The sequence below is a fragment of the Dietzia sp. E1 genome, from assembly GCF_014145015.1.
GTDB lineage: Bacteria > Actinomycetota > Actinomycetes > Mycobacteriales > Mycobacteriaceae > Dietzia > Dietzia cinnamea_A.
This window is the reverse complement of the sequence record NZ_JAALDU010000408.1, coordinates 1-4,091: the sequence shown is the minus strand read 5'-3', so window position 1 is coordinate 4,091 and position 4,091 is coordinate 1. Positions and strand designations below refer to the sequence as shown.

The window sequence follows — 4,091 nt, the reverse complement described above, 5'->3', positions numbered from 1 at the left end:
CCCGAAGAACCACTACACACATCATCACTGTCAGCCCTCGATGGGTCTGCTCTGATCCCCGTCGAGCATCCAGCGCGGCGTGACGAACATGCCCGTGACCGAGGCGCACAGCGTGTCCCCGGCGTGCAGCGTGCCCGTGCACCAGAGCTTCCGTCCGTCCACCCGGTCCTGGCGGGCCTCGAACCGCAGGGGTGTATCCAGCGGGGTGGGGGCGACGTAGGTGACCTGCAGGTCCACCGTCATCCCGATGTGCTTCGCCGCGGCGTTGGCCAGCCCGAGCATCTCGTCGAACAGCATCGCCACCACGCCGCCGTGCACGCATCCGGGCGGGCCCTGGAACTCCACACCCAGCCTGAGGTCCGCGCGGACGGTGCCGTCCGGGAAGACGACGGCCTCGAGGGGCGGGGCTGCCGGGTTGCGCGAGCCGATCACCGGGTTGGAGGCGATGTGCTCGGGCACGCCCCACGAGTCGTACTCGGCCGGCGGGTGGGGGGTCGCGGCGTTCTCGATGCGGTCGGCCAGCTCGCGGGCCAACTCGATCTCCGCGGACAGGTCCTCGAAGTCCGCGCCGGAGACGAGGCCGCGGATGCGCCTCAGCTGGCGGGCGAGCTCGGTGGCGCCGGAGGCGTGGTCGGGCTGGTCGAGGAAGGTCTGGGCGGAGACGGCTTCCCCGGGATCTGGCTGTTCGGTCACGCCGTGTGACGTTACTCCGCGGCCGGGAACCGCCCGCCGCTGCCCGGCGTCCGGCCGGGCCACCGGGGCGTCAGCCCGGCGCCAAGACTGCGTCAGGCCGACGTCCCGTCCTCGTCCCGGTGCTGCTGGTACTCGGCGACCCACTGCTCGGGCATGACGAACAGTCCCTCCGCGGTGGCGCACAGGCGATCACCGTGGTGGATGGCGCCCTGGGACCACACCTTGCGACCATCCACCCGGATCTGGCGTCCCGTGATCACGATCGGCTCGAGGATGGGGGTGGGGCTCCGGTAGTCCAGGTCGAGGTACATCGTCATCCCCGTGGTCCCGGCGTGGTGGTTGGCCCGGCCCAGCACCGCGTCGAACATCAGTGCCACGATTCCGCCGTGCACACAGCCCGGAGGGCCCTGGTACTCCAGCCCGAGGGTGATCTCGGACCGGAGGGTGCCGTCGTCGAGGAGCTCGAACTCCGCCGGCGGCGCGAGGACGTTGGACCGCCCGATGACCGGGCAGTTGGGGACGTAGCGCCGCTCCCGCCAGCTGACCTCCCGCCGGTGCTGCGGGCTCGCCGACGCGGCCTCGAGCTCGTCGGCCACCTCGCGGAGCCGGGAGGTCAGCGGGCCCAGGTCGGTGTCGAAGATCCCGCCGGTCGTCAGCGCGCGGATCCGGCGGACCTGCTCGACCAGGTCGAAGAGCCCCTCCTCGTCGTCGTCCATCCGATCGACAGCGCGACCACCGCCGCGCGCGGGGTCCAACGGACCCAGGTCGATCTCCGGCCGGTCCCGTCGCACGACGGCGACCTGCCCGCTCACGCCTGCACCGACCCGACGGCGTCCGCGGCGGCCGACGCGCCGTCGGTACCGGCCGCACCGGTCGCCCCCGCCGCGCCCCGGCCCGCGCGACGGCCGAAGAACGACCCGTCGCCCAGCGAGGTTCCGGAGATGTAGCCGTCACCGTGGAGACCGTGCGTGCAGCGGCCCGCGGCGAACAGGCCGGGGATGGGCTCGCCGGCGCGGCTCAGCACGCGGGAGTCGAGGTCGGTGTGCAGGCCACCGAGGGTGAATCCCTGCGCCTTGAGCGGGAGGCCGTTGAAGGTGTCCGGTCCGCCGGCCCCCGTGGGGTATGCGCCGAACGGCGGCTCGAGCGGGCGCACCCACTGCGCGCTCTTCCCGAACTGCGGGTCCTCGCCCCGGGCGGCGCCCTCGTTGTAGCGGCGCAGCTGGTCGGCCAGCGCGTCGGCGGGCAGCCCGCAGTCGGCCGCCAGCTCCTCGATGGTCTCGGCCGCGTGCATGGGCTGCATGCCCCACAGCTCGTTCTCCGGGACGTCCTCGATGCCCTTCTCGTCGATGATCACCCACACCGGCGGGCGGCGGTGGTGCACGGCGGCGTGGCAGTACAGGCCCGGGTACACCTCCTCGTTGATGAAGCGGTGGCCGTCACCGTCGACGAGCATCGAGCCCACGACCAGGCGCGGGATGATCAGCATCGCGGTCTCGGTCTGGTGCATGCGACGCACCGCGGCGCCGGCCTCCATGCCCATCTCGATCCCCGAGCCGTCGTCGCGGCCGTCGGAGACCTTGTCCTTGCCCAACTGCTGGGGCGCCCACTGCTCGAGCATGCGGTCGTTGTCCACGAACCCGCCGGTCGCCAGAACGACGCCGCCGGTGGCGCGGTACTCGCGCTCCTCACCGAACTGCGTCGCCCGCACGCCCACCATCCGGCCGTCCTCGACGATCAGCGACCGCGCCTTGACGTCACAGTGCAGGTCGACGCCGGCCTTCTCGGCGGTGGCGACCAGCGAGTCCATGAGGAGGTTGCCCGCGAAGTTCGGGCCGGGCGGGCGGTGACCGCGGGCGGCGGGCTTCGCCAGCGAGGCGTAGGGCTCGGCCCGCTCCCCCATCCACATGAGCCCCGAGTCGTCGCCCGGCATCCACGTGGGGGTGTCCCACAGCTTGTGGTTGAACACCGCGCCGTGGTCGACCAACCAGTCGTGGTGCTCTACCGCGCCGGCGCAGTACTCGTCGATCTTGGCCTGATCGGCGTTGGGTCCGAGGGCGGCGGTGAGGAACGCGCGCATGTCCTCGACCGTGTCGGAGATGCCGAGCGCCCGCTGGGTGGCCGTACCGCCGCCAAGGTAGACCTCCCCGCCGGACTGCGCGGACGAGCCTCCGGGCCCGGAGGCGCCCTCGAGCGCGATGACCGTGGCGCCGGCCTCGGCGGCCTCGATCGACGCGCACGCTCCCGCGATGCCCATCCCCACGACCAGGACGTCGGCCGTGAAGACCGATGGACCGGTGTCCGATGTAGTGTCCGCCATACCGAAACTATAACGTGTTCACCCACTCAGGCGGCGCATTAATGTGGAGGCCATGACTTCCTCCTCCGAGGCCGTGAGCCTCGATTCCCTCGACGCCCGACTGGCCGCCCTCGAGGCGCGCCTCACCGACACGCACGACCGCCTCGCCGCCGCCGAGGACGAGCTGGCGATCCTCCGTATCCTCGCGGCCTACTCCCCGCGCGTGGACTCCGGCGACGCCGAGGGCGTGGCCGAGCTGTGGACCGAAGACGGCGTCTACGACGTCGACACCAGCCGCCTCGAGGGCCACGACGGTCTGGTGGAGATGGTGACCGGTGACGCGCACCAGGGCCTCATCGCGCACGGGTGCGGTCACGTCCCGAGCCTGCCGGTGGTCCTGCTCGACGGGGACCGCGCCGTGGCGACCGGCTACACCCAGCTCGTCGTCCGCTCCTCCAAGCCGGGTCGGTACACCGTCGTGCGGGTGACGGCCAGCCGGTGGGAGCTCGAACGGCGCGGGTCGGTGGACGCTCCCGACCGGGGGTGGCGCGTCGTGCTCCGCACCGCCCGCGCGATGACCGACGACGGCGAGGGCCGCGCCCTGCTGGGACGCTCCCGCGAAAGGTAGCGTGGCGGGCATGAACCGCCGACGCCGTGCGTCCGCCGATCCGACGCTCCGAGCGGGCCGCCTCGCGCTGCTCACGACGTCCGCGGTCCACCTGGGTTTCCAGTCGGTGGTCACCTCGGTGATGTACCCCGAGCTGTTCGACGGGCCCACCCACGGGATCGCCGAACGCCAGGCCGATCACGCCCGCCGCATCGCCCCCGTCGCGCTGACGCTGTACGCGGCGGGCCTGGGGGCGACCGCGTGGACGGCCTACGGGTCCATCCGTTCGCGCGAGCGGACCGGGCTGACCGCCACGCTCGTCGCCTGCGCGGCGGGCGTCGCGGCGCCGGCGATCACCGCCGGTGTCGTTCCGCTCCACGTGGGCATCGCCCGCGAACAGGTCAACCGACCCCGTATCGCCGCGCTCGTGGCCTCGGACCGCATCCGCACCGGGCTGGCCGCTGGCGCAGGTCCCCGAGAACACGATCGTGTTCT

Annotated in this window: 5 protein-coding genes; 2 read left to right on the top strand and 3 right to left on the bottom strand. The window is 72.6% G+C overall.

The annotated features are described in order from the left end of the window. Positions 1 to 30: 30 nt before the first annotated feature. The 3 genes from G6030_RS16760 to G6030_RS13085 form a co-directional block, all read right to left on the bottom strand. Complete coding sequence (locus G6030_RS16760) at positions 31 to 693, bottom strand: PaaI family thioesterase (protein WP_182643428.1); 663 nt, start codon at positions 691 to 693, stop codon at positions 31 to 33. A gap of 92 nt (positions 694 to 785) precedes the next feature. Next, a complete protein-coding gene (locus tag G6030_RS13090) occupies positions 786 to 1,505 on the bottom strand; it encodes a PaaI family thioesterase (RefSeq protein WP_182643427.1) in 720 nt (239 codons plus the stop codon). Then, entirely contained in the window at positions 1,502 to 3,010 is a 1,509-nt protein-coding gene (locus tag G6030_RS13085) for an FAD-dependent oxidoreductase (RefSeq protein WP_182643426.1), read from the bottom strand. Before G6030_RS13085 ends, G6030_RS13090 begins: the two co-directional genes overlap by 4 nt. Positions 3,011 to 3,062: 52 nt before the next feature. Here G6030_RS13085 and G6030_RS13080 point away from each other — a divergent pair, with 52 nt between their 5' ends. Together G6030_RS13080 and G6030_RS13075 are read left to right on the top strand one after the other, a co-directional pair. Next, positions 3,063 to 3,617, top strand: a complete 555-nt coding sequence (locus G6030_RS13080) for a nuclear transport factor 2 family protein (RefSeq protein ID WP_182643425.1) — start codon at positions 3,063 to 3,065, stop codon at positions 3,615 to 3,617. Positions 3,618 to 3,627: 10 nt separating this feature from the next. Continuing rightward, positions 3,628 to 4,091, top strand: a 464-nt coding sequence (locus G6030_RS13075; RefSeq protein WP_182643424.1) for a hypothetical protein, incomplete at its 3' end; no start/stop codon positions are given.